A 23267-nucleotide genomic window follows, 5' to 3' on the forward strand; every position below is an offset into this window, starting at 1 on the left:
ACGGGCCGAATCCGTAGGGTTTCGGGGGTCGGCCACGTAACTTTGGGGGCGTGTTGTACGGGCGGGAAGCGGAGCTGGCGGAGATCGACCGGTTGCTCGCCGACGCGCGCGCCGGGCGCAGCGGCGCCCTCGTCGTGCGCGGCGAGGCGGGCATCGGCAAGTCGGCACTGCTGGAGCACGCCGAGCACACGGCGGCGAACGCCGACGACGGCGCCCCGCGGACGCGGGTGTTGCGCGCGACGGGCGTCGAGGCGGAGCAGGACATCCCGTTCGCCGGGCTGCACCAGCTGCTGTGGCCCGTGCAGGAGCGGATCCACGCGCTGCCGCCCGTCCACGCCCAGACCCTCCAGGCCGTGCTCGGCCTGTGCGCCGGCGTGGAACACCGGCCCGGCGACCGGTTCGCCGCCGGGCTGGCGCTGCTCACGCTGCTCGCCGACCTGGCCGAGAGGCAGCCGGTGCTCTGCCTGGTGGACGACCTGCAGTGGATCGACCGCGGGACGGCCGAGGCGCTGCTGTTCACCGCGCGGCGGCTGGCCGCCGAGGGCGTGGCGATGTTGTTCGCCACCCGCGAGGAGACGTTCGGCGGGACGGGCCTGCCCGAGCTGCGGCCGCGGCGGCTCGTGCGCGCCGACGCGGGCCGGCTGCTGGCTGAGCAGGGGCTGCCCGCCGCGCTGCACGACCGGGTCTTCCGCGAGTCGGCCGGCAACCCGCTGGCGCTCATCGAGTTCGCCGCCGCACGGCGCGGGCTGTCCGACGGCGGGGCCGCGCCGCTGCCGGTGACCGACCGGGTGCTCGCCTCGTTCCGCGCGCAGGTCGCCGCCCTGCCCGAGCGCGCCCGGCTCATGCTGCTGATCGCGGCGGCCGAAGGACGCGGGTACATGCCGTCGCTGCTGGGCGCCGCGCAGCGGCTCGGCGTGGACCTGGCCGACCTGGCGGCGGCCGAGCAGGCCGGGCTGGTGGAGGTGGCGGGCAGTTCGATCACCTTCCGGCATCCGCTGGTGCGCGCCGCCGCCTACCAGGACGCCCCGTCGGCGCGCCGGGTCAAGGTGCACCGGGCGCTGGCCGACACCGCCGACGATCCGGGCTGCCGGGCCCGGCACCGCGCGTCGGCGGCCGTGACACCGGACGAGAGCGTCGCCGCCGACCTGGAGACCCAGGCCGGGCGGGCCGGCGAGCTGGCCGACTTCGACACCGCCGCGTCCCTGTACCGGCAGGCCGCACGGCTCACCCCCGCCCTGCCGGGACGGGCGCGGCGGCTGCGGTACGCGGCGTCGGCCGTCCTGCGGGCGGGCAACCACGCGGCCGCGCTGTCGCTGGCGGCGGAGGCGGAACAGTACGCCGGCGACCCCGCCGAACGGGCACGGCTGGCGTCCGTCCGGGCGGCGGTGGAGTTCGAACGCGGCGATCCGTGCGCCGCCTCGCGGCTGCTGGTCGAGCACGCCGCGGACGCCGCGCCCGCCGAGGCCCAGTCGATGCTCCGGACCGCCGCCACGTACGCCTGGACGTCGGGCGAGCTGTCGGGGGTGCGGGACGCCGCCGAACGGCTGCGCGCGCTGGGCCGTCCCGACAAGGCGGTGGACGGCATGGCGCTCGTCGCCGCCGGTGACCACGCCACCGGGCTGCCCCTGCTGGCCGAGATGATCGCCGAGGTGCGCGCCGCGGACGCGTCCTCTCCGGCCGCGGCGTCCCCCGCCGCCGACGCCGCCCGCGCCGACCGCCGCATGCAGGCCGTGCACGCGGGCCTGATCGTCGGCGACGACGAGGCGACGCTGGAGCTGGCCACCGCGCACGCCGCGTACTGCCGCGCGGGCGGCCTGGTCGGCTCCCTGCCGGGCGTCCTGCGGGCCCAGGCGCAGGCGCAGATCGCCGCCGGGCTGCACCGCGACGCCGAGAGCACCGTCGCCGAGGCGCTCGCGCTGGCCCGCGACATCGGCCTGCGGCAGAGCACCGGACCGCTCAAGGCGACCCTGGCGCGGATCGCGGCGATCGAGGGCGACGAGCGGCGGGTGCGCGAACTGCTCGCCGACGCGCCGCCCGACGCCGCGTACGCGCTCGGCCTGCTGGACCTCGGTCTCGGCCGGCACGCCGACGCCCTGCGCCACTTCGACGACGTGGCGCATCGCATGGCGGCCGCCGACGCCGACCGGGTGGAGGCGGCCGTCCGCGCGGGCACCCCGGACCGGGCACGCGAACCGTTGGAGCGGTTCCAGCGGTGGGCGCGGGCGGGCGGGCAGCCGTGGGCACTGGCGGTCGCGGCACGCTGCCGGGCCCTGCTGGACGACACCGAAGAGCCGTTCACCGAGGCCGTCCGCCTGCACGTCGAGCACGGCGGCAGACCGTTCGAACGGGCCCGCACGCAACTGCTCTACGGCGAGTGGCTGCGGCGGTCGCGGCGCCGTTCGGACGCCCGCGCCCCGCTGCGTTCGGCCCTGGAGACGTTCGAACGGCTGCGGGCCGCGCCGTGGACCGAACGAGCCCGCGTCGAACTGCGCGCGACCGGCGAGACCGGCGCCGCCGCGCCCGCCGCCGCACCCGACGTGCTCGACCGGCTGACGCCGCAGGAACGGCAGGTCGTGCGGCTCGCGGCGGACGGCGTGAGCAGCCGCGAGATCGCCGCCCAGCTCTTCCTGAGCCCGCGGACGGTGGAGTACCACCTCTACAAGGCGTATCCCAAGCTGGGCGTCTCCTCCCGGAGGGAACTGCCCCGGCTGCTGGGCGCCGTGGGGCGGGCGGAGTCGTGAACGGCACCGTCAACCTGCGGATCTTCGCCGAGGCCGGCGAGGCGTACGGCGGGGCGGTCGCCACCTGGCTGGCGCGGCGCCTGCGCCGGTACGGCGAGGTGCTGGTGCTGGCCCAGGGACCGTACTGGAAGATCCCGGAGTACCTGGAGTTCAGCGTCTCGGTCGTCCCGCCCGTCCCGGCGGCCGACTGCGTGGCCGCGCTGCGCCGCCTGGCCCCGCAGGGCTGGGACGGCGACGTGTGGACGCGCCGGAAGGCCGACGGCGAGGAGTTCCTGCACCCCGCCGTCACCTGGGCATGGCTGCTGGAGACGGAGGATCCGCTCTGGCCGGGATAGGGTGCGGTGCGATGCACGCCCACCTCTCCCTGCGAGGACTGGCGGTCGGCGACGCGCTCGGCTCGCAGTTCTTCGTCCCCGCCAACCGCGCCGCGTTCGACGACCGCGCCCTTCCGCCTGCGCCCTGGCAGTGGACGGACGACACCGAGATGGCCTGCTCGGTGCTGCACGTCCTCCGCCGCCACGGCACCGTCGACCAGGACGCTCTGGCCGCGAGCTTCGCCGCGCACCACGACTTCGACCGGGGCTACGGCCCGTCCACCAACCGGCTGCTGCGCCTGGTCCGCGAGGGCGGCGACTGGCGCGTGCTGTCCCGCGACACGTTCGACGGCCAGGGCTCATGGGGCAACGGCGGCGCGATGCGGGTCGCGCCGCTCGGCGCCTGGTACGCCGGCGACCCCGCCGAAGCCGCGCGCCAGGCCGAGAGGTCGGCCGTGGTGACGCACGCGCACCCCGAGGCCGTCGCCGGGACGATCGCCGTCGCCGTCGCCGCCGCCCTGACCGCTTCCGGCCACCGGCCGCCCGGGGTGTTCATCGACTCGATCCTGCGGCACGTCCCGCCCGGCAAGGTGCGCGACGGCATCGCGGAGGCGCGGCGGCTGCTGACGATCTCCGACCCGTCCGTCGCCTCGGCCGTCCTCGGCAACGGCAGCCGGGTCGCCGCCCACGACACCGTCCCGTTCGCGCTGTGGGCCGCCGCCCGCCACCTGGACGACTACGCGCAGGCCTTCTGGACGACCGCGGCGGCGGGCGGCGACGTCGACACCACCTGCGCGATCGTCGGCGGCATCGTGGCCGCCTCGGCGGACGCCCAGCCGCCCGCCGAGTGGCTGGCGGCCACCGAACCCCTCCCTACCTGGGCTGAGCCGGGAAGTTCCGCTTGAGGTACTCCTCCGTCAGCTCCCAAGCGCGCGCGGCGGGCTCGGGCTGGTGGAACATCGGCGCCTTGCGGTTGTGGAAGGCGTGCCCCGCCTCCTCCAGCACCTGAATGGTCGCGTTGGCCCGTCCCGCGACGGCCTCCTCGACCCGCGCGACCTGTTCACGCGGGATGTACGGGTCGGACCCGCCGAAGATGTACAGGATCGGGCAGCTGATCTGGTCGAGCAGCTGAAGAGCGTCCGGAACGCCGGATCCGTAGAACGCCACGGCCACGTCCAGATCCGCCCGGGCGGCCAGCAGGTGCGCCATCGTCCCGCCGAGGCAGAAGCCCAGCGCCCCGACACCGTTCGTCACCTGCGGCAGCTCCCGCAGCAGCTCAAGCGCGGCCGCCAGGTCGTCGACGCCCTTCTCCGCGTCGAAGCGCGCCCCCAGTTCGATCGACTGCTTGACGGTCTCCTCGGTGTGCGGGACCGCCCAGCCGGGCTGCAGCCGCCAGAACAGGTCCGGGGCCGCGACCACGTAACCGAGCCCGGCCAGGTCCTCGGCGACCGCGCGGATGTACTCGCCGACGCCGAAGATCTCCTGGATCAGCAGAATGCCCGGTCCGCTCCCGCCGGCCGGCTCCCACACATGGAGGTCGAACTCGCCGTCGGGGACGACCACCTTGATCGTTTTGCTCATGCCAGCAGAGCGTAGACCGTACTCGCCATGGCGGCCGTGGACCCGTCGGCGGTCATCGTCACGTCGGCGAACGCCAGCGTCCGCCCCAGCTTGGTGATCCGCACCGTCACCAGCACGTCCGTCCCGACGACGGGCCGCTGGAACGTCGTCGACTGCTGCACGGTCGTCATCGGCACGAACCCGCCCCGCGCCCCGGACACCGCGATCACCGTGGCGGTGTCGGCCGCCGCCATCAGCGCCTGCCCCGACAGGCCGCCGCCCTCCCGGGCCAGCCGATCCGACCACGGCAGCCGCAGCGTGGCGTGCCCGTCCCCCACCTCCTCCACGGTGAGCCCGAGGTCCTGCACCCAGGGCGCGAAGTTCTCACGCAGAATCCGGTCGCCGTCGGCGGGAGTCATCGTCATCCCGTCATGATGACAATGGAAAGGTGCCGACGCACGAAGAGATCTTCCTTCCGGCGACCTACGCCGAGGACGTGCCCTACGCCACGTTCCGGCGGCTGCGCGCCTCCGCACCCGTCCGCTGGATCCCCGAACCCGCCGTGGGCCCCTGGCCTCCCGGCCCCGGCTACTGGGCGGTGTTCCGCCACGCCGACGTCAAGCACGTCCTGCGGACCCCCGAATCGTTCTCCTCCCGCCTGGGCGCCACCCAGATCCGCGACCCCGACACCCCCGAAGACCTCGCCTTCGTCCGGTCGATGATGCTCAACCAGGACCCGCCCGGCCACACCCGCCTGCGCCGCATCGTCGCCGCCGCCTTCACCCCGCGCGCCGTCCGCGCCCTGGAGGCCACCATCGCCGCACGCGCCCGCGACCTGATCGCCGGCGCCGCCGGCCAGGGCGAGATCGACTTCGTCGAGGTCGCCGCCGACCTGCCCGTCTGGACGCTCGCCCAGATCATGGGCGTCCCCGCCGAGGACCGCCGCCTCCTGTACGACTGGGCGTCCCGCGTCATCGGCTACCAGGACCCCGACCACGCCGACCTGTCCACCGCCGACCAGGCGTCCCTGACCCCCCTCGGCCGCGACGCCCTGACGCACCGCCCCCGCTCCCTGACGGGCCCCGACGGCCGTCCGATGAACCCCCGCTCCCGCGCCGCCCTGGCCGACATGTTCGCCTACGCCCACGCCCTCGCCGACGTCAAACGGCACGCCCCCGGCGAGGACATCATGTCCCGCATGCTCGCGGGCGGCCTCACCCGCTCAGAGTTCGAGAACATGTTCTTCCTGTTCGCCGTGGCGGGCAACGAGACCCTCCGCAACGCCATCCCCGGCGGCCTCCTCACCCTCCTGGACCACCCCGCCGAGTTCCGCCGCCTCCGCGAGACCCCCTCCCACCTGGCCACCGCCATCGAGGAGATGCTCCGCTACTGGCCCCCGGTGATGAACTTCCGCCGCACCGCCACCCACGAGACCGTCCTGTCCGGCGTCCGGATCCGCGCCGGCGACAAGGTCGTCGTCTACCACGCCTCCGCCAACCGCGACGAGACCGTCTTCCCCGACCCGGACCGCTTCGACATCACCCGCACCCCCAACGACCACGTCAGCTTCGGCTTCGGCCCCCACTACTGCCTGGGCGCCCACCTGGCCCGCACCCAGATGCGCGCCGTCTTCACCGAGCTCCTCCCCCTCCACGTCGAACGCACCGGCACCCCCGTCCGCCTCGCCTCCAACTTCCAGAACGGCCTCAAACACCTCCCCGTCCGCCTCACCTAGCCCCCCTGGCCATACTCGGATGCGAGCACCCACACCGCCCTCTAGACTCTGATCGGACAGGACTACCACCACGAAGGCCGGTGAGAACCACACCACACCCCCAGGGTCGCTAGCTCAATTGGCAGAGCTCCGGACTTTTAATCCGTAGGTTGTGGGTTCGAGTCCCACGCGACCCACCACGCTTGACCTGGGCAAACGCAAGTTCGCCCCGGTATGTCCCCCGCCAGCTTCGCCCCGGTTCGTTCCCACGTTGCCTCCATGTCGGCTCGCGGGGCCAACCCGGGGACGACCGCCCAACCAAGCCACCACCCCCATCGTTCAATTGGGCATGTTGATCGAGTGGAGCGACAACCGCCGTCGGGGCAGCGCGTGCTGCCGGAGCAGGCAGACAGGAACAGCGCGAACGCGGACCAAACAGTCACGACAGCAAGCCGAGCTCAGCCAGTCACCGCGGTAGAGCTACACCTGGTGGCGGTGACCGCCCTGCATCACATCCGGGCCCCTGACGGACGGTCTCCACTGAGGTAGGACGCCGCCCCGACACGGCCACACCTACACCAATGCGCACACACCAAGACTGTCAACGTGCGGCCTGGCGGTGAGGGCACGTCCACCGAACGGGTGGACCGCTCGAGGAGCAGGGGCGCAGACCCGCCGTGCCGCAGCGTGAAGTAGTCCACGGCTCACCACCGTCGGCACTGGCCTGGCATCGACCGCATCACAAATCAGCGGCCGCAGCAGCACGGCTCCGCAACACGCGCACAACCAGGCGGAACAGCATCGCGGCATCGCATGGCCGTCCAGCAGTCACACGAGTTGCCGAACAGATCATGAGGTGGTCGAACAAAACGTCGGCCAGCAAGCGATTCAGGGTGGCCAGGATTTTGAGGCCAGTGGCCGATCCTCGCCGTCAGGACGCGCGGGCAGCACTGGACTCGTACCAGAGGCGAAAACCTACAGCCCTTGGAGGGCGGTACGATACCAATGGACGCTACCATTATGCCAACACGTCATATCGCCAGTTTGGCATTACGCGACGAACTGAGCTTGGCGACACCCTGCCGCCGAAAGGAGGATGGGCGCAGGTCTTTTAGGCTCTGCCGCCCTGAACTGATGACTAGTGACGGAATCCACTGGGTGGCGGGAGACAATTTCTTCGAACTCGGCTATTGGTTGGTCTTTGCTCAGGGTTTGGAGCCGGTTGAACTGCTCGCTCGTTTGGGTTGCGACCTGGTGTCTGAGGAACCCCTGTCCTGGCGAGATGGAGGGCTAATCGAGACTGAGGACGAGGACGTCAATGCTCAGGCTGTCCGTGTTGGCCGGGTAGAGGAGTGGGCCTTTGCGGTGGCATGGTATGGATCGATCATCGTGGATGCACCAACGGCGGTGCGGGCAGTATCCGCTGGAACCGTTGCCGTATCGCTGGAGCGGAACGTCAACGCCGCGTCGTGGTGGGTTGTGGCGATGGACTCCGAGGTTGCCTGCGAGTTCACATCACCGGACTTCCATGTCCGCAGCGGTCAGGTCCCGGACATGCTCGTCGATGACATGATGAGTCACGGGCTCCTGCACGTTGACGGAACAGCACCGATCCAGCATGGGATCAGCCTGCCGGACATTGATACCCGGGTTCTGCGCATGTTCGAAGGCAGGTTCGGGCTGGCTCTCCCGAGAGAACTGATCACGCGGGGGGAACTTCTCACCGGCCTTCTCATCGACGACTGATCATCAATTGTTGTCGAAACGCCCCCTGGCCAATCCAGAATCTCATCGGGATTGGCCAGGGATTCGTTGCGAAGTTCAGGTTCTAGGGAATGTCGATCTCGCATTCGGGTGCACTGGGGTCACACTTGTCGAATCCAGGAGTTTCGACATAGTAGGAGTCACCGTCGAGAAGGCGGTATTTGGTCACGATGCCGCCGACACCGCCGCCAGCTCCGCGATTCTGGTTGAGTGGGATAGCGCCACGGCCGCATGGTTCAGTCCAGCTGACCGGGGTTCCGTAACCGTGGTCCAGGCGAAGGATCCAGGAACCGCTGACTTTCGTTGCGTAGAACTGGACACAGGTCAGGCCGGAGATCTTTTTTTGGCCAGCACTTTCCTGCGTCGCTGCGAAGGGGTACTCATCACAACTGGTTCGCTCCCTGGATTGGTCGATATTTCCCTTGTTGGCCCTTGACCCTGGCCCGCAGTTTCGGATCGCCGGATTCACGCGCCCGGGTGATGGTCTCGTTGAGTTCATCGATCGCATCGAAGACGCGTTCCACGTCGCCGACGCGAAGCCAGTCCAGCCGGATACGGCCAAGAAGCGGTGCAGCTGCGGCCCGTCCAAGCTCAGCGGCCTGGCTACCACCTTAGCTGCGCTGCCACTTATGATTGCGCGATGTCGCTCGCAGCGCGCTGGACCCGGCTGCTGATGGTGGTATCGGCAGCCGGCTTTGCATGCGCGGCCTACGCAATCCGCGCCTCGATGGACGGACCCATCGAACAGTACTCAGGCGCCGCCTTGTCCGCGGCCATCGTCTACACGATAGTGATTTTCATATGGCCGCCGATCTCCCCGCTGCACGCCGGCAGCGCCGCGATCGCATATTGCTGGTTCATTGAGTTTGCACAGCTCACCCCCATACCTGCGGCACTCTCCCAGCGCAGCTGGCTCGCACGCCAGCTGCTAGGCGCCCAGTTCGACCTCATTGACGTTGCCTGGTACCCCGTCGGCGCCATCCCATTGGTCGCCGCGCAATGGTTCCTCCGCGCCCGCAAACGTTCCCAAACAAACCCGACACCCGCTGCACCTTAGCCATCCGCGGATCGAATCAATCCAAGAACCGTTCCACACAGTGCGCGCCGGAGTGGTCGGTGGCGACCAGGTGGGCGGTGGCCACGTGCATCCCGGAATTCCCGTTCCGCCCCTCGCACGTGGTGTCGTCGATCGCCGACGTGTTTTTCCCGGCCATCCGTGACCGCCGGCCAGCCATGTTGACTCGTTGTTGGCTCGGCGGCATCGGTACGGGACGACAGCCCACGGCACAGGGCGACACAGAAACCTGGCTGGACATGGACAAAGCGATATAGTGTGATAGCGAAAGCACCGATCTAATATGAGAGCTGCGGACTTTTAATCCGTAGGTTGTGGGTTCGAGTCCCACGCGACCCACCCCGCTTGACCTGGGCAAACGCGAGATCGCCCGGGTATGTCCCCCGCCAGCTTCGCCCCGGTACGTTGCCGTGTTGGCTCCATGTTGGCTCGCGGGAACGAACCGAGACATCGTCTGGTGTCCGCGGACGGACTGCCGGCACCCGTCCCACGCCCCCGACGCTCGGCATTGGTGGCCAGCAGCGGGTGCAGGGTGCTCACGCCTTTGAACCGTCCGCTCTGGGCTCCCTGCTTGGCGCGGCCGAACACCCGCTGGTGGGTGGAGTCGATGTCGATGAAGGCGACCTGGCCGGCGCCGGGCAGCAGCGGGACGTGCGCGGCCGGCAGGCGGCGGTGCACCGCGCGCAACTGCAGGCGTGGCCGTGGGTGAACGACCGCAGGAACGTGCCCAGCGTGGAAGGAGCCCGGACCTGCTCGAAGGCCACCGGCGTGGCGGCGTGCCGCAGTCGGTCGGCGTCATCGACGCTGTCGGCGCCCGCGCACATCGCCGCGACCAGCGACATCACCTTGGCGACCAGGTTGGCGCCGCGCTGTTGCCCGCATCGGTGATGCGCAGCGCCTCCGAGGCGCGCGTGGTGTACGTCGATGACGACCCGTCCTGGCCTTCGCCCGCGCCATGCTGACAGGGGGCCCCGAGGGGCCCGTCGGGCACATCGAGGGCGACCTGCGCGACCCCGAACGCCTTGTCGAGGAGGCGGCCGCCCACCTGGGCCTGGACCGTCCCGTGGGGGTGCTGCTGCCCAACACCCTGGACCGGTATCCCGACGTCCTGCGGGTCACCTGGCTGCTGCCCAGGCCGGCGCCCATACCGGGCCCGTCGCCGAGCACACCGGCACCGCCCGCGACGGGCCCGTCTCCGCCCGGGCCCGCGCACCGGCCGACGCCGTACTACTCCGGAAAGCACCGACGGCACGGGATGAGCGTGCAGGTAGACGCGGATGCGGCCGGACGCCTCGTCCGGGCGTCGGCGGCAGTTCCCGGCTCGGCACACGACCTGACTGCTGCGCCGCGAACCCACGGCATCATCGCCGCGTTGACCATCCTCGTTCTCCACCACGTCGAAAACCCGACCTACCAAGAATGAAAACGCTCAGCCATGCCGACCGACCCTGGTGATGAGTTGTCGCGCCCGCACCCGTCATACCTACGACGGGACACGACGAGACGGAAGGATGACGTGATGAGTGCGGACACGCGGCTGGAGGAGCTGGGCGTGAGCGGTCCGGGCGAGGTCGACGAGCCGGCGTTCTCGGGGCTGGCGGAGCGGCACCGGCGGGAGCTGCACGTGCACTGCTACCGGATGCTCGGGTCGTTCGAGGACGCCGAGGACACCGTGCAGGAGACGTTCCTGCGTGCCTGGCGGCGGCGGGAGACCTTCGAGGGGCGGTCGACGTTCCGGGCCTGGCTGTACCGGATCGCCACCAACGCCTGCCTGGACCTGCTCGCCAAGTGCCGCCCGGAGCCCGCGACCGGCGGCGAGGTGCCGTGGCTGCAGCCCTACCCGGACCGGCTGCTCGACGAGTTGCCCGCGGGCGACTCCGACGAGCCGGAGACCGTCGCCGTCGCGCGGGAGACGATCGAGCTGGCGTACCTGGTCGCAGTCCAGCACCTCGCCCCGCGCCCGCGAGCCGTGCTGATCCTGCGGGACGTGCTCGGCTGGCCGGCGAAGGACGTCGCGGAGCTCCTCGGGGACTCCGTCAACTCCGTCAACAGCGCGCTGCAGCGGGCCCGCGCCGGCATGCGGGAGCACCTGCCCGCCGAGCGGCAGGACTGGACCGGCGGCGAGGAGGACGCCGGGACGCGCGAGCTGGTGCGCCGCTATACCGAAGCCAGCGTGGCCACGGACATCCCGGCGCTCGCCGCACTGCTGCGGGACGACGTCCGGTTCTCGATGCCGCCCACGCCGGGCGTGTACGTCGGCCGCGACACGGTCGTGAATAGCTGGGTCGAGGACGGCTTCGAGGGCATGAAGGGCCTGCGCGCCGTCCTCACCTCCGTGAACCGGCAGCCCGCCGTCGCCTTCTACCTCTGGCGGGAGCGGGAGGGCGCGTACCTGCCGCTGACGATCGACGTCCTGCGTGTCACCGGCGGAGCGATCACCGAGGTCGTCATCTTCCACGACGACCAGTTCCCGCGGCTCGGGCTGCCGGAGCGCCTGCCGGCGGACGGCACGGAGTAGTCCACGGTGCGGACGCTCACGCTGCGCGGTGGCGCGCGTGTCGCGGTGGTCGCGGCCGAGTGGCGTGACGTGTTCGGCGTCGTCACCCGCGGGCGGGTGCAGCTGGAGCTGCGCGACGGCGAGCCCGGGCCGGTCCTCGGACGCGACGCCGGGTTCTGGCTCCGCGGCACCGGCGTCCGCGCCCTGCGCAACCCCGGCCGTCGCACGGCGAGGGTGCGCATCGTCACCCCCAGGGCCAGGACCGTCACATGCCGGTCAACACACCCCCACGCCAGTCACCGAATGATGGAAGATGACATGAACAGCATGAATGACACCGGGGTCGTCGCAGGCCCGGCATCGGGCCGGACCAGCCCCACCCACCGACTCCGCGGGCTCGCCGGCATCGGCTTCGTCGCGACGCTCGCAGCGATGGGGGCCACCACCCTCGCCGCTGCGCTTGCCCAGGCCGTCGGCGTCGACTTCGAGGTCCCCGATGGTGGCGAGTCGATCCCGTTGCCCGGGTTCGCCGTGGTGACCGGCTTCTTCTCGGTCGTGGGCATCGTCATTGCCGCCGCTCTTCTTCGCTGGAGCGCTCGCCCCGCCGCGCGATTCGTGTGGACGGCGGTGTCGCTGACCGCGATCTCGTTGATCCCGCCCCTCCTCTCCGGGGCGAACACCGCCACCACCACCGCCCTCCTCGGGCTCCACCTCGTCCCCGCGACGGTGATGATCCCCACCCTGGCGCGGAGCCTCCGCACCCGGACCGATTGACGATCCCGCAACGGGACAACGGAGGCGTGCGACGGCGGAGTCGGCCGGAGTGAACGCGACCGGAGTATCCGGTGCGCCCCGACCGAAGCGGATAGCGTTTGGTCTTCATCCCGAAAGGTGCCGTGTGCTTCTTCGCCCACGCGACTCAGCTTTCGGATTGACCAAGAAAAGAAACCTGGATCGGAGCGTGGCAGCACCGGGGGCGACGTTAGTGCGCTCGCGGCAATCCGCACGTGATGGTCACCAAAGCCACCAAACCGCCCGACCCCACTGATGCCGGCACCACCAGAGCGGGCGAATGACCGGGGTAATGACATCCACTCACCCACGGGCCGATCCTCACTGCACGGCCTCCGACCGGCCGGTGGCGTGCCGTGGCTTGCAGCGCCGAGCGACAGCGAGCGCCACTCAGGCCTCGGTGGACAGACGGAGCTCCAGGATTTCCTCATCGCCCAAGGCCTTCCCGATGGGGGCGAACCCCGCAGAGGTGTAGAGGGCCCAGGCCGCGGCGTTGTCCGCGTGTACCCCCAGCCGCAGCACCGGCGCGTCGAACTCGTCCCGCACATGTGCGACGACCTGCTGGAGAGCGGCTCGGCCCAGGCCCTTTCCCTGGTAAGCCTTGTCGATCATCAAGCGGTACAGCCACATCCGCCCGTCGTCGGGATCGGGACCGTACATCGCGAAGCCCACGGTACGCACATCGTGCATCACCGCCCGAGTCACGAAGCCCGGCAAGAAGCGACTTTCGGCGATCGAGTACAGGTTCGACGCGATGAAGTCGCGCTGGTCGTCGGCCACTGTCAGTTCGGCCACCTCCTCCCAGGTCTCCCGGCACAGATCGGCAAGGCGCACACGCATCGGCATGACGTATTCCTAGCCGATCTCCGCACGGTCATCATGTGAATATTCACGGTCATGGCCGCCTGCGGGGTGTTCCAGTCCGGCAGTTGCCGCGTCGGCGACCCGCCGCGCGATCTGCATCGCGTGCTGCGACAACGTGTCCAGCTCGTCCGGAGCCTGGGGGGTTGGTGCGCCCCAGGCGCCGTACCCGGCCGGCGGCCGCCGGGTCGGCTGCCAGGCGGCGCCGCTGCAGTTCGACTCACCGCAGGTGGTCCGGTGCGTCGACGTTGCCGAGCAGAACAGCAACGGTTAGAGGGTGCCCACCGCAGGATGCCGACGCACCTACGGACCCGCCGGGCGGCGCCGCGCCGCAACGTCCCTCCGCGCGCCGTCCCAGCCCCACGAGCCAACCCCGCCCGGCTAGTTGTACTGGCCCGGGGTCAAAGGGGCGTTACGGTGGGACACGAGGGCCTCCTGGGCGTCGGTGCAGATGTCGCAATCCACACCGAAACCAGAAGGCCCTCCTGTCGTTCAACAACCGCCCAAGGCGTGTCGCCTGTCACCAACGTCTCCGAACAGCACAGCTAGGACGCCCTGCCAGTTCCCTGCGTGGTACGTCCGTACAGAAGAGAGAGGCATGCACCTGTCGATCACGGAGGTGTACGGCCGACGCTTATGGCAGCCCGAGCCCCAGCAGGATCAGGTCGTGATCGGAGTTGTTGAACCAAGCTTGGTGAGACAGTTCCGGCAGGTCGACGCGGTGGGCGCGCAGTGTTTCAACGAGCATGCGCGCGGCCGTGTCGACCTCCGGACCGGTCGGCGTGTCCAGGTCGATGGCCACCACGTATTCGTCGTGCTCTTCCCACCCCATCGCCGCCAGCGTGTTCGGATCGTCAGGCATGCGGCCGGCCTCCATGTGCAGGAGTCCGGCGTCATCGATGGTCAACTGGACGAAGCGGCCGCTGCCATCGCCTGGCGACAGGACCATCACCAGATCTTCTCCGAGGCAGGGCACGTCGCTGACCAGTGCCCGCAACGTTTCTGCGAGCCACTGTTGGAAATCCTGCCAGGTTTCCGCCTCAAAGCCCCCGGGCAGCCACAACCCCTCCAGGGATGCGTCCCGGCGGGCCACCGACAGCCAGGACCCGATGGTCGCGACCGCGAAGTCGCGGTCGCCCCACTTGCCGACACGATACTCGGCGTTCTCGACGACCTGGGTGGGACGCAGCCGCAACTCGACGGTCCGCGAGGTCCGCTCGATCTCCAGGAGCGAGACGGGACGACGCCACCGCAGCCAGGGACCGTCACCGCCACGGATCGGTGCCGGCCCAAGACGTCGTTCCGCCGCCCGCCTGGCCGCCTGGAACACCTCGGTCAGCACCTGCGGGTCGTCCCCGCGTGCCAGTTCCGCCAGCTGGTACTCCAAGGACTGGTAGCCATTGTCGCGCCGCGGGTCGGACGTAGTGTCGGGGTAGGCACGAGCGTGCCCGGCCGACAGCGAGGCTTGCAGCGCGAGCCGGTCATAGTCCCGGCGGATCGGCCATCCCAGCTCAGTGGCGGCGCGCTCGACCGCCGCCCGGTCCCACTCACCCATGTCCAGGGCAGCGAAGCGGCGGATCAGCTCCTCGATCTCAGCATCGGTCACCCGTACGGTCATGCCATTGAACGGTAGCGATCACCACCGACACTCGGCCTCCTCTCGGCACACCGTTACCGTGGCCGGCCTGCGTGAACGGAAACACCCAAAGCCCCCAGCCCGGTCATCACCTCCGCTGGCTCTATGGCGATGCCAGGCACCGCCGGCCCGGCGGCCGTCAATGCCACGGCCATGCCCTGCTGCCGTTGACCGTTCTGTCTCCCATGCAGCAGGTCGAGATGCCGGGTGTTCTGCTGGAGGTCGTACGGGCGGCGCCGGCGGAGGGGCCTTGGAGCCCGCTCTATGACGGGGAGCCGGTCACATGGGTGCCTCAGGAGCGATCTCGCCTCGTATGATCGCTGTTCTCGTCGGTCGAGGTGCCGGCCGCTCCGGGCCGGGTGAGGTTCTCCGGGATGACGACGCGTTCGTACAGTTCCGGGCTGACCCCGGACTTCAGCGCGGCGTCCTTCAGGGTCAAGTCCTCGTCCAGGGCGCGGTGGGCGATCCGGGCGGCCTTGTCGTAGCCGATGACCGGGCTCAGCGCGGTGACCATCATGATCGAACGTTCCAGATTCTCGGCGAGCCTGCCGGTGTTGAGCCGGGCACCATCGACGAGGTAGACGCGGAAGTGTTCGGTCATGTCGGCGAGGATTCGCACCGAGTGCAGGATGTTGTTGATGATGACGGGGCGGAAGGCGTTGAGTTCGAAGTTGCCTTCGCCACCGGCGATCGCAACGGCGGTGTCGTTGCCGATGACCTGGATGGCGACCATCAACATCGCCTCGGCCTGGGTCGGGTTCACCTTGCCCGGCATGATCGACGAGCCGGGTTCGTTGGCGGGCAGGATGAGCTCGTGCAGGCCGGTTCGCGGCCCGGAGCCCAGCCAGCGCAGGTCGTTGGCGAACTTGAACAGCGGCGCGACGAGGGCGCGGATCGCTGCGGACGTGCGGACGAGCGCGTCGCAGGAGGCTTGGGCGGCGAACTTGTCGGGTGCGCTGGTGAAGGGACGGCCGGTCAGGTCCGCGATCCGTGCGGCGACGTCGTCACCGAAACCGGGCGGAGCGTTCAGGCCGGTACCGACCGCCGTGCCGCCGATCGCCAGCCGGTACAAGCCGCGTGTGAGGTGGCGCAGGTGATCGGTGGCGTCGGTGAGCTGGGCGGCGTAGCCGGACCATTCCTGGCCGACGGTGAGCGGGGTGGCGTCTTCCAGGTGGGTGCGGCCGATCTTCACGACGTGTTCCCATTCGTGGCTCTTGGTCTGCGTGGCCTGCTGGAGCCGGTCCAGGGCGGGTAGCAGCCTGGTCTCGATCATCGAGGCGGCGGCGATGTGCATGGCGGACACAAAGGTGTCGTTGGAGGACTGGCCCATGTTCACGTGGTCGTTCGGATGCACCGGATCCTTGCTGCCCAGCCGGCCCCCGAGCAGTTGAATCGCCCGATTGGAGATCACCTCGTTGACGTTCATGTTCGACTGGGTGCCCGAGCCGGTCTGCCAGACGTACAGCGGGAACTCGGTGTCGAGGTCGCCGCGGATGACCTCCTCGGCGACGCGGGCGATCAGATCGGCCTTCCACTGAGGGAGCCGGCCGGCCGAACCGTTGACGAGGGCTGCGGCCTTTTTGATGTAGCCGTAGGCGTGGTAGATCTCCTTCGGCATCCGATCATCACCGATGTCGAAGTGGATCAGTGATCGCTGGGTCTGCGCGCCCCAGTAGTGGCCGGCGGGCACCTGGATCTCGCCGATGGAGTCGGTCTCGGTGCGGGTGCCGGTATCGGTGAGCCCGATGGGCAGATCCTTGACCTGCGGCGTGTCGCTGGTGGCCATCGTCTAGCGCCCCTTGACCGGCTTGTACTCCGGCTGCCACATGGCGTCCTGAACCTGCCGGACCGGTTCCTTCAGGTCCACGCGGGCCAGGTCTTCGCGTGCGGCCTGCTCGGCGACCGCGACCGCGACGGTCGCCGAGACCTCCCGCAGGTTCTCCACCTGGGGAAGCAGGGATGCGCCCGGGGCGGTCACGTCGACCATGCCGCCCACGGCCTCGGCCGCGGCCTGCAGCATGCCGTCGCTGACGCGCCGCGCACGGGAGACGATCGCGCCCAGTCCCAGCCCCGGATACAGCAGCGCGTTGTTGGCTTGGGCGATGGCGTGCGTCACGCGGCCATAGGTGATCGGGTCGACCGGGACGCCGGTGGCGATCAAAGCCCGGCCGTCACTCCAGCGCAGCAGGTCGGCGGGCATCGCCTCGATCCGCTCGGTCGGGTTGGAGATCGGGAAGATGACGGGCCGCTCGACGCCGGCGGCCATCGCCCGCACGATGTGCTCGGTGAAGGCACCGTGTGCGGTGGAGGTGCCCAGCAGCATCGTCGGCTTGACCCGCTCGACGACCTCACCCAGCCCGATAGGGCCGTCGTCCCTCTTCCAGCCGTCGACCTCGGCGGCGGGACGGGCGTACGGCTGCTGGAAGTCCCGCAGATCGGGCATGTCATCGACGAGAAGGCCCTGCTTGTCGATGGGCCAGATCCGCCGGGTGGCCGCCTCGTGATCCAGGCCGTCCCGGACCATCGCGGCGCGCAACTGGTCGGCGATGCCGATGCCCGCGGTCCCGGCGCCGAACACGACGATCCCCTGGTCCCGCATCGGCGTGCCGGACACCCGCACCGCGCCGAGCATCGCGGCCAGCACGATCGCACCGGTGCCCTGCATGTCGTCGTTGAAGGTCGGGATCCGGCCGGTGTACTTCTCCAGGATCCGCCGCGCGTTGGAGGGCCCGAAGTCCTCCCAGTGCAGCATGGCGGCCGGGAACATCCTGGTCACCGTGGTCACGTACACGTCGATGAAATCGTCATAGCGCCGCCCGCGGACCCGCGCGTGCCGGTTACCGACATAGCCCGGATCGTTCAACAACTCCTCGTTGTCGGTGCCGACGTCCAGTGCCACCGGGACGGCACGGGTCGGGTCGATCCCGGCCGCGGCAGTGTAGACCGCGAGCTTGCCGGCCGCGATCCCGGCACCACCGCCCACCCCCCAGTCCCCGATACCCAAGATCTCTTCAGCGTCGGAGGCCACCACCAGATCGACATCATCCGGGCACAACCCGAGGTTGGCGAAGGCGCGCTCGATCCCGTCCACATCGTCGACGGACAGGTACACACCCCGCGGCCGCCGGTACTCATGGCTGTAGTTCTTGATCGCCTGCGCGACCGTGGGATCGTAGACGATCGGCAGCATCTCCCGCAGATGCTCCGACAGCAGCCGGTAATACAAGACCTCGTCGCGGTCACGCAAGGCCTCCAGATAGACGTTCTTGGCCAAATCGCTCGGCTGCACCCGGTACTGCGCGTAGACCCGACGCACCTGCTGATCGATCGTCTCCACCGCCGACGGCAGCAGACCGTGCAACCCGAGTTCGTCACGTTCCTCGGCGGTGAACGCGGTTCCCTTGTTCAGCAAGGGCTCCCGCAGAACCTCCAGCCCACGCGCCAATGTGACATAACCCCCGTCCGCCTCCTCGAAGATCCGGCTAATCCCGAGCGGCCGTTCCCCTCCGTCACTGACATCACTGCCTCCACAGCTCTCCGTCCACACGCCCGCCGAGGAGCACGCTTCTCCTCATGACCGTGCCCAAGTCGGCAGGCACCGACACCCCAGCCGCAAACCTGGAAATCAGCAGGTGAACGTTGGGGTCCGGCCGCCACCAGTAGCTCTCTGGAACGACCAGTCACGCCAAGCCCGCCCCGCCGACCGCTCCTTAGCGTGACTTTTCGTTCGCCTGCTACGTCGCCCCCGGCTAGGAAGTGTCGTCAAAGTGGCGGCGTGCTGGTGGTTGTGTGTGGATCATGTAGCGCGTGGTGCGTCGTCATGAGCTGACCGATGCCGAGTGGGCGGTGCTGGAGCCGTTGCTGCCCAGGCAGCGGATGGGGCGTCCGCGGGCTCGATGACCGGCGGGTGCTGAACGGGATCGTGTTCAAGTTCCGCTCCGGGGTGGCCTGGCGGGATGTGCCAGAACGCTATGGCTCCTGGCGGTCGCTGCACACCCGCTTTCGCCGGTGGGCCGCCGACGGCACGTTCACACGGATGTTGCAGGCCGCCCAGGCCCACGCCGACGCCGCCGGGAACATCGACTGGCTGGTGTCGGTGGACTCCACCATCGTGCGCACCCACCAGCACGCCGCCGGCGCCCGAAAAGGAGGCGCCAGGCGCTCGGCCGGTCCCGGGGCGGGCTGACCACCAAGATCCACCTGGCCTGCGACGCGCCGACTTCGCCAGCGCGACCTTCACCAAGGACGCCGACTTCACGCGCGCGGAATCGTCCGGGGAGTTGTTGGTCCAGGCGGCGGCAGCCGTGTTGTGCTGGTGAGGATGCGGGCGTCGGGCCGGGTGACGCTGCAGCTCCGCGGGGCGCGCGTGGATCTTACGGAGGCCGTGTTCACGGGCCCGAGTGACGGTGCACGGCCTGCAGGCCCCTATCGAGGGCGTTGACGAGACCCAGATCGTGTGGAGCGGCGCCGCCGCGCCTGTTGGGGCGACGCCGGGGGTGGTGATCGAGTCGTTGCGGGAGGTGGATGCCGAACGGCTGGCGAGGAACACCACTGGCGCGCGGCCGGCCGTCCCCCTGCGGCCGCGTGGTGGCAGGTCGCGCTTCCCCGGCCTGGAAGCAGCGCCCGGCATTGGCCACCGAGGCGTAGCCGAGCAGGTGTTGCACGTACGGTCGCTCAAGGGAGCATCAGCCGAGCAAGCGGCTCGCGAGCGTGGCGTGACGCAGCTCGGTCCGTCGCAGCGCGCCCAGCACGATCCCGTGGGGGCGGGCGTAGCAATGGGCCACGATCCTGACGAACGCGTCGCGGGTGCCCCAGAACAGCGGGAGCTGCCCGGTCTTCTCGGCCCGCAGCAGTGACCAGCGGCTGAAACCGAACGACGGCGCCGCCGCCCGGCCGTCAGCCCTGCCCAGTGCCGCAGATCCGCCAGGTTCGCCCAGTACGGCTTGACCCTGCGAGCTGTTCGGACGGTACGTCCAGGGCCTGGCCGGCGCCACGAGTCGCGGCGGGTCCGGTCGGCACCGCCCGGCCTCATAGGCGATCAGCTGGTGACGGGTCGCCCCGCTGCCCAGGGCCTCGGCGAGCGCGTCCAAGCTCAGCCCACACGCCAGCCGGGCCCGACGCAATGCCTGACCGTCCAACCGTGGCACTCCATGCACCGGCACATCCCCCTCGCAAGATGTGCCACCCGGCCCTGCTCCCTTAACCATCCGGACAGTCAAGCGTTGTGCCCCAGCTCCGCCTATGCTGGGCGAACCCTTTCGTCCTTCCGCGCTGCGGGAGTTCCCGCCGACCTGGGTGGCCCATTCGCCAGGTCGTCCGCGTACGCGGGACATCGGCACCTCGTGCGTGTGCTCAATGTGGAACGGTGATCGAACTTTTCGGCCCGAGTTGGGGTCGTACGTGACGCCAACGCGTTTTCGGATTGGGAAGAGGACCGCATGCCAGATGATCTGATCATCCCCGCGATGCTGGCCGGCTGCGCCGCGTTCGCCGGAGTCGTCACCTACGCACTCGTCGGCCGTGACCTTCGTGGTGGGGCCAGGGTGGCGGCCGCGCTGGGCAGTGCCGTTCTCGTGGGACTGGCGTCCGTGTTCGTGCTCTACCTTTCGGTGGCCGCTTTTCTGGCGTGCGCGGTGGCCTATCTGGTGGCGCGCCGCCTCCTACGGCCGGGTCTCGCTCTGGCGGCGTCCGGGGTCGTTCTCCTTGGCGGGCTTTTCTGCGCTGTGGTGATCATGTCCATCGCGCTGAGTGAAATGTAGTCGGTGGCTTCTCCTGCCAGGTCACGGGGCTGATGTGCTCTCGGGTGGTGGAATGACCAATGCGCCCGCTACCGCCTCTGGGGCGGTAGCGGGCGCGTCGCATGGATTGTACTGAGCCTTTTTCAGCAGTCTCGTGATGACCACTGATCACATGCCGGTCGCGGGCGGCGAGGCGTACCCGGAACGGAAAGGTCGGGTGGCCCGGAGGGGCCTCACCTCCAGGCTCCCACAGATCCCGGCGTGACAGTCTCCCGTCATCGGGCTCTTCTCAACCTCTCCGTCAGAACTCGGGAACCCATCGCCAGTGCGCGAAGAAGCGCGGATACCGGCGGGTCGTCCGCCGCCATCCTGGGCAGCCTGCCCGCAGCAGTGCAGGGCGCGCTGCCGGTACAGCTGTCCTTTCCGCCCCGGCAGCCGCGCACCGCCAACGTCATCTGCGCGCCGCGCACGGCGGGGCAGGTGATCAGTCTGGCCGAGCACCGCGACCCGGCCGAGGGTGTCCTGTCGGTCGGCGCCGCTGCGGCGTAGGCGGGTGCCGTGAGTGTGTCGGAGCCGATGCGGCCGCAGCCCCGGCAGCCGAGCCGCGCCGCCGACTCCACCAAGCACAGTAACCCCGAGCGGGCCAGGCTGTCCGGCAGCGATGCAGCTTGCGGAGATTGTCACCTGTCCGCAGATATGTGGTGGCGGACGGTACTCCTCCTATAGCCATATGGTCACTGTCCGCAATCACGCGAGAGCAGTTAGTTATTAGTGGGTCTGCTGAGCCGATGTTCCCGGGTTCGTGGCTCCCCGCCCCCGACGCCCGGTGCCGCTACATCACCGAATGGACCGCGGTGAGACTGCGCTGGCGCCTGACCGTGGATTCTGCCGAACACACCGCCCTGACCCGGCAGGCCGCGCACTGCCCCGACTCCGTCATCACCGTCCAGACCGCCGACTGACACCCGGCCCGTTCACAACCCGCGACCGTTCTCAACCCGCGACCGTTCTCAACCCGCGACCGTTCTCAACCCGCGACCGTTCTCAACCCGCAAGGAGAGCAGCAGATGTCCAACGGGTTCCCCGACGGGGAGTTCTGCATCATCAACGAGGACACCGGCCTGTACCTGGCCGCCCTGCCCGGCGGCACCATTACCGGCTCCCAGCAGGAGACCGACTGGCTCGAAGGCGCCAAGGAGACGGTGTACTACACCCACACCGCCGACCAGGTGCTGGGACTGGCCACCGAACCCTCCGGCAAGAAATACGAGCGCTGGTTCCTCGACGACCGCAAGAACGGCTGGGGCCAGGAGCTCTACCACCTGGTCAACTGCGCCAAGGACATCCGCTCCTGGTACACCCTGGCCGCCTCGCCGCCCATCACCGGCCGCTACGGCGACGTCTCGCTGAAGGGGCGCGGTGAGGCGGGCCAGACCCAGTGGCGGGCTGAGGACGGCTACTTCTTCCCCGGCGACCCCGCCAAGGTCGTCACGCTGCTGGAGCAGCGGTCCGGCGTCTACCGGGTGGTGGTGGCCGACGGCGGCGAGCCCCGCCAGAAGTGGCGCTTCGTCTAACCCGCTCTTAGATTAGACGCCGTGCGCGGTGTTCCACCGGCCGTCACTGCGGCGCGGCCTGGGGCATCGGGTTCCCAGCAGTTTGCCTGCCTCGTCCCGGCACCCGCAGGCCCCAGGGCGCCCAGCTGGTCCTCCAAGCCGCGCCCTCAACGAACTCGCCGCCGCCTACCCAGGCCGCATCCAGTAAAGACGACAAGACCCGCTACAAGATCACCTTTACGCATCTCGGGTTACGGGCTCCCCGGACCAGCGCTTCCCGCTCGGACTCGAACTGCCTTTGCGTAAACCGCAGAAGTGACCCGGATTCGGTGGGTTCCGGTCAGGGGCGGGGACGGGGTCAGCCGCTTGTGGGGAGGCCGGCGTCGTGGGCCAGGATGGCGGCCTGGACGCGGTTGGCGCAGTCGAGCTTGGTGAGGATGCGGCTGATGTGCGCCTTGACGGTGCCGGTGGCCATGTAGAGCCGTTCGGCGATCTCCGCGTTCGAGAGCCCGGCCGAGACCAGGCGGAGCACGTCGCGTTCGGTGTCGGTGAGCCGCTCGATCCGGCTCCTGGCCGCCGCCTCGGCGCCGCCGGAGTCGGAGATGAGGTGGCGTTCGATGAGCCGGCGGGTGATCTGCGGCGCCAGGATCGACTCGCCGGTGGCGGCGACGCGTACGGCGCGGATCAGCTCGGTGGGCGCGGTGTCCTTGAGGAGGAACCCGATGGCGCCGGCGCGCAGGGCCTCGGCGACGTTGCGGTCGTCGTCGTAGGCGGTGAGCATGGCGATGTTGGTGCGCGGCGACTCCCGGACGATACCGGCGATGGCGGTGAGTCCGTCGCCGCCGGGCATGTGCACGTCCAGCAGGGCGACGTCGATCTCCTGCTCGCGGCAGGCGCGGACGGCGGCGGGCCCGTCCGCGGCTTCGGCGACGACCTCGATGTCGTCTGCGTGCTCCAGGATGAGGCGGATTCCGGCACGCATGAGCGTCGCGTCGTCGGCGATGAGGGTCCGGATCACCGGG

23 protein-coding genes, 2 tRNA genes and 3 pseudogenes are annotated in these 23267 nt (G+C 69.8%); 18 read left to right on the plus strand and 10 right to left on the minus strand.

Going from position 1 to position 23267, the window contains the following annotated elements:
- Positions 1 to 50: 50 nt before the first annotated feature.
- From ABD811_RS37625 to ABD811_RS37635, 3 genes are read left to right on the plus strand one after another with little or no spacing between them, the layout of a single operon-like run.
- Positions 51 to 2741 (plus strand): ATP-binding protein, encoded by a 2691-nt coding sequence (locus ABD811_RS37625; RefSeq protein ID WP_344957350.1) that lies wholly within the window; start codon positions 51 to 53, stop codon positions 2739 to 2741.
- Positions 2738 to 3076, plus strand: a complete 339-nt coding sequence (locus ABD811_RS37630; protein ID WP_344957352.1) for a hypothetical protein — start codon at positions 2738 to 2740, stop codon at positions 3074 to 3076. The genes ABD811_RS37625 and ABD811_RS37630 overlap by 4 nt, the downstream gene beginning before the upstream one ends.
- An 11-nt stretch (positions 3077 to 3087) precedes the next feature.
- Positions 3088 to 3960 carry an ADP-ribosylglycohydrolase family protein gene (locus tag ABD811_RS37635; RefSeq protein ID WP_344957354.1) on the plus strand — a complete coding sequence of 291 codons (873 nt, stop codon included), beginning with the start codon at positions 3088 to 3090 and terminating at the stop codon, positions 3958 to 3960.
- Here ABD811_RS37635 and ABD811_RS37640 read toward each other — a convergent pair.
- Both ABD811_RS37640 and ABD811_RS37645 read right to left on the minus strand, forming a co-directional pair.
- Positions 3929 to 4636: a dienelactone hydrolase family protein gene (locus ABD811_RS37640; RefSeq protein ID WP_344957356.1), complete on the minus strand. Its 708-nt coding sequence runs from the start codon at positions 4634 to 4636 to the stop codon at positions 3929 to 3931. The genes ABD811_RS37635 and ABD811_RS37640 overlap by 32 nt on opposite strands.
- Positions 4633 to 5040 (minus strand): PaaI family thioesterase, encoded by a 408-nt coding sequence (locus ABD811_RS37645; RefSeq protein ID WP_344957358.1) that lies wholly within the window; start codon positions 5038 to 5040, stop codon positions 4633 to 4635. The genes ABD811_RS37640 and ABD811_RS37645 overlap by 4 nt, the downstream gene beginning before the upstream one ends.
- 23 nt (positions 5041 to 5063) lie before the next feature.
- Here ABD811_RS37645 and ABD811_RS37650 point away from each other — a divergent pair, with 23 nt between their 5' ends.
- From ABD811_RS37650 to ABD811_RS37660, 3 genes are all read left to right on the plus strand, one after another.
- Positions 5064 to 6350: a cytochrome P450 gene (locus ABD811_RS37650; protein ID WP_344957360.1), complete on the plus strand. Its 1287-nt coding sequence runs from the start codon at positions 5064 to 5066 to the stop codon at positions 6348 to 6350.
- 103 nt (positions 6351 to 6453) lie between these two features.
- Positions 6454 to 6529: transfer RNA gene (locus ABD811_RS37655), tRNA-Lys, on the plus strand.
- An 805-nt stretch (positions 6530 to 7334) separates the two neighbouring features.
- The gene (locus ABD811_RS37660) at positions 7335 to 8075 is read left to right on the plus strand and encodes a DUF6461 domain-containing protein (protein WP_344957362.1); all 741 of its coding nucleotides are present in this window, start codon (positions 7335 to 7337) and stop codon (positions 8073 to 8075) included.
- Positions 8076 to 8157: 82 nt separating this feature from the next.
- Here ABD811_RS37660 and ABD811_RS44085 read toward each other — a convergent pair whose 3' ends face one another.
- A complete protein-coding gene (locus ABD811_RS44085) occupies positions 8158 to 8601 on the minus strand; it encodes a NucA/NucB deoxyribonuclease domain-containing protein (protein WP_425549503.1) in 444 nt (147 codons plus the stop codon).
- A 132-nt stretch (positions 8602 to 8733) separates the two neighbouring features.
- On the opposite strand from ABD811_RS44085, the gene ABD811_RS37670 reads away from it, so the two are divergent.
- The 7 genes and pseudogenes from ABD811_RS37670 (at position 8734) to ABD811_RS37700 (ending at position 12439) form a co-directional block, all read left to right on the plus strand.
- The gene (locus ABD811_RS37670) at positions 8734 to 9150 is read left to right on the plus strand and encodes a ribosomal maturation YjgA family protein (RefSeq protein ID WP_344957365.1); all 417 of its coding nucleotides are present in this window, start codon (positions 8734 to 8736) and stop codon (positions 9148 to 9150) included.
- Between the two features lie 247 nt (positions 9151 to 9397).
- Positions 9398 to 9507, plus strand: a tRNA-Lys gene (locus tag ABD811_RS37675).
- Between the two features lie 362 nt (positions 9508 to 9869).
- Positions 9870 to 10130 (plus strand): hypothetical protein, encoded by a 261-nt coding sequence (locus ABD811_RS37680; protein WP_344957367.1) that lies wholly within the window; start codon positions 9870 to 9872, stop codon positions 10128 to 10130.
- Positions 10124 to 10207: pseudogene (locus ABD811_RS37685) on the plus strand (SAM-dependent methyltransferase); the annotation flags it as partial. The gene ABD811_RS37680 and the pseudogene ABD811_RS37685, both read left to right, overlap by 7 nt.
- A gap of 183 nt (positions 10208 to 10390) precedes the next feature.
- A pseudogene (locus ABD811_RS37690) lies at positions 10391 to 10546 on the plus strand (IS5/IS1182 family transposase); the annotation flags it as partial.
- Positions 10547 to 10687: 141 nt separating this feature from the next.
- On the plus strand, positions 10688 to 11686 hold the full coding sequence (locus ABD811_RS37695; protein ID WP_344957369.1) for an RNA polymerase subunit sigma-70: 999 nt from the start codon (positions 10688 to 10690) through the stop codon (positions 11684 to 11686).
- Positions 11687 to 11692: 6 nt separating this feature from the next.
- On the plus strand, positions 11693 to 12439 hold the full coding sequence (locus tag ABD811_RS37700) for a DUF6069 family protein (RefSeq protein ID WP_344957371.1): 747 nt from the start codon (positions 11693 to 11695) through the stop codon (positions 12437 to 12439).
- A gap of 408 nt (positions 12440 to 12847) precedes the next feature.
- Here ABD811_RS37700 and ABD811_RS37705 read toward each other — a convergent pair whose 3' ends face one another.
- The 5 genes from ABD811_RS37705 to ABD811_RS37725 form a co-directional block, all read right to left on the minus strand.
- The gene (locus tag ABD811_RS37705; protein ID WP_344957373.1) at positions 12848 to 13303 is read right to left on the minus strand and encodes a GNAT family N-acetyltransferase; all 456 of its coding nucleotides are present in this window, start codon (positions 13301 to 13303) and stop codon (positions 12848 to 12850) included.
- Between the two features lie 9 nt (positions 13304 to 13312).
- The gene (locus tag ABD811_RS37710) at positions 13313 to 13585 is read right to left on the minus strand and encodes a hypothetical protein (protein ID WP_344957375.1); all 273 of its coding nucleotides are present in this window, start codon (positions 13583 to 13585) and stop codon (positions 13313 to 13315) included.
- 367 nt (positions 13586 to 13952) lie between these two features.
- Positions 13953 to 14936: a DUF6301 family protein gene (locus ABD811_RS37715; protein ID WP_344957377.1), complete on the minus strand. Its 984-nt coding sequence runs from the start codon at positions 14934 to 14936 to the stop codon at positions 13953 to 13955.
- Positions 14937 to 15246: 310 nt separating this feature from the next.
- The gene (locus ABD811_RS37720) at positions 15247 to 16740 is read right to left on the minus strand and encodes a class II fumarate hydratase (RefSeq protein ID WP_344957380.1); all 1494 of its coding nucleotides are present in this window, start codon (positions 16738 to 16740) and stop codon (positions 15247 to 15249) included.
- Positions 16741 to 16743: 3 nt separating this feature from the next.
- Complete coding sequence (locus tag ABD811_RS37725; RefSeq protein WP_344957382.1) at positions 16744 to 18399, minus strand: NAD-dependent malic enzyme; 1656 nt, start codon at positions 18397 to 18399, stop codon at positions 16744 to 16746.
- A 362-nt stretch (positions 18400 to 18761) separates the two neighbouring features.
- Here ABD811_RS37725 and ABD811_RS37730 point away from each other — a divergent pair.
- Positions 18762 to 19181 (plus strand): annotated as a pseudogene (locus tag ABD811_RS37730) (IS5 family transposase); the annotation flags it as partial.
- Between the two features lie 458 nt (positions 19182 to 19639).
- Here the strand turns inward: ABD811_RS37730 and ABD811_RS37735 are convergent.
- A complete protein-coding gene (locus ABD811_RS37735) occupies positions 19640 to 20044 on the minus strand; it encodes a hypothetical protein (RefSeq protein WP_344957384.1) in 405 nt (134 codons plus the stop codon).
- 348 nt (positions 20045 to 20392) lie between these two features.
- On the opposite strand from ABD811_RS37735, the gene ABD811_RS37740 reads away from it, so the two are divergent.
- The 4 genes from ABD811_RS37740 (at position 20393) to ABD811_RS37755 (ending at position 22266) form a co-directional block, all read left to right on the plus strand.
- Positions 20393 to 20713, plus strand: a complete 321-nt coding sequence (locus ABD811_RS37740) for a hypothetical protein (protein WP_344957386.1) — start codon at positions 20393 to 20395, stop codon at positions 20711 to 20713.
- Between the two features lie 240 nt (positions 20714 to 20953).
- On the plus strand, positions 20954 to 21241 hold the full coding sequence (locus ABD811_RS37745) for a lantibiotic dehydratase (RefSeq protein WP_344957388.1): 288 nt from the start codon (positions 20954 to 20956) through the stop codon (positions 21239 to 21241).
- A 239-nt stretch (positions 21242 to 21480) separates the two neighbouring features.
- Positions 21481 to 21654 carry a hypothetical protein gene (locus tag ABD811_RS37750; protein ID WP_344957390.1) on the plus strand — a complete coding sequence of 58 codons (174 nt, stop codon included), beginning with the start codon at positions 21481 to 21483 and terminating at the stop codon, positions 21652 to 21654.
- 105 nt (positions 21655 to 21759) lie between these two features.
- Positions 21760 to 22266, plus strand: coding sequence for a hypothetical protein (locus tag ABD811_RS37755; protein WP_344957392.1), 507 nt, complete (start codon positions 21760 to 21762; stop codon positions 22264 to 22266).
- Between the two features lie 337 nt (positions 22267 to 22603).
- Here ABD811_RS37755 and ABD811_RS37760 read toward each other — a convergent pair whose 3' ends face one another.
- Positions 22604 to 23263 carry a response regulator gene (locus ABD811_RS37760; RefSeq protein WP_344957394.1) on the minus strand — a complete coding sequence of 220 codons (660 nt, stop codon included), beginning with the start codon at positions 23261 to 23263 and terminating at the stop codon, positions 22604 to 22606.
- Positions 23264 to 23267 lie beyond the last annotated feature (4 nt).

Origin of the sequence: Actinomadura miaoliensis, from assembly GCF_039536785.1 — a bacterium.
GTDB classification, from domain to species: domain Bacteria; phylum Actinomycetota; class Actinomycetes; order Streptosporangiales; family Streptosporangiaceae; genus Spirillospora; species Spirillospora miaoliensis.